We start from the raw sequence: 1,213 nt of genomic DNA on the forward strand, positions 1-1,213 counted from the left end.
GTGCCTGGCTTCGTCGCGGAAGGGACAGGCCCGGAGCTCGACGACCATACCGTCGCGGGCATCCGTCTCGCTCGGCGACGCCGGCTGGCCGGGCGACGCCTCAAGCGATTGGGCGATCGGGTCGAAGCCGAGGCCGTCGAGGATGTGCACGAGCGGCCCGACGTCGCTCGCTCCCCCGGCCGCCCCCGTGCCCGGTTCGCTCTCGCGCGCCTCGAGGTCGAAGGCGGCCGACCAGCGCTCGCCGGCGCGGATCGCCCGTGCCCGGCCGCCGTCGTCGTCCTCGGCGAGGGCGCCGACGAGGGCATGGCTGAGCAGCCGCTGCACACCGTCTTCGCGCACCGCGGGATTCACGGTGAAGAGGATGCGCGGACGCCCGCGGATCCCGGTCCGGTCGACGGCACGGCGGATCAGCCCGGCACCCTCGAGCTGGTCGAGATGGAAGCGCGCGGTCGTCACGTGCAGGCCGATGCTCGCGGCGACGGCGGCGGCGTCGACGGGCTCGCGGGCACCCGCGATCAACTCCAGCACCCGGCGGCGCGCATCCGAGGCGAGGGCCGCGTGCCGGTCGCCGATTCCCTGTCCGTCTACCATAGTTTGAGCGTAACAGTCTCCGGTTAAAGCGCCAGGCCGGGAGGACCCGCCCGCGCGCACCGGGCACCCGGAAGTCTTACGATGGAATGCTCATGATTCCCCTTGTCATCACCTTCCCGCCCGAACTCCCCGTCAGCCAACGCCGCGAGGATATCGCGCGCGCCATCCGCGACAACCAGGTCGTCATCATCGCGGGCGCGACGGGCTCGGGCAAGACCACCCAGATCCCGAAGATCTGCCTCGAACTCGGGCGCACGAGCATCGGGCACACCCAGCCGCGGCGGCTCGCCGCTCGCACGATCGCCGAGCGCATCGCCGAGGAACTCGGCCAGGAGGTCGGCCAGGTCGTCGGCTACCAGGTGCGGTTCACCGACCAGGTCGGTCCGGACACCAGGATCAAGCTCATGACCGACGGCATCCTGCTGAACGAGATGCACCGCGACCGGATGCTGCGCAAATACGACACGATCATCATCGACGAGGCCCACGAGCGCAGCCTCAACATCGACTTCCTGCTCGGCTACCTGCGCCAGCTGCTGCCGCAGCGCCCCGCCCAGTTGCGCACAAAGCACCCTCATCGCGACGACGACGGTGCTTTGACCGCAATCCAACCCCGGCGACG

Annotated in this window: 2 protein-coding genes; one reads left to right on the plus strand and one right to left on the minus strand. The window is 70.4% G+C overall.

The genetic code is table 11. The features are described from left to right. A partial coding sequence (locus QN345_RS19265) for a helix-turn-helix transcriptional regulator (protein ID WP_323509141.1) occupies positions 1-591 on the minus strand: 591 nt, incomplete at its 3' end. 92 nt (positions 592-683) lie between these two features. Between QN345_RS19265 and QN345_RS19270 the strand changes: the two genes are divergently transcribed. After that, the coding region (locus QN345_RS19270; protein WP_416347686.1) for a DEAD/DEAH box helicase at positions 684-1,213 on the plus strand (530 nt) is incomplete at its 3' end.

This window comes from Cryobacterium sp. 10I1, assembly GCF_035019805.1.
Taxonomy (GTDB): Bacteria; Actinomycetota; Actinomycetes; order Actinomycetales; family Microbacteriaceae; genus Cryobacterium; species Cryobacterium glucosi.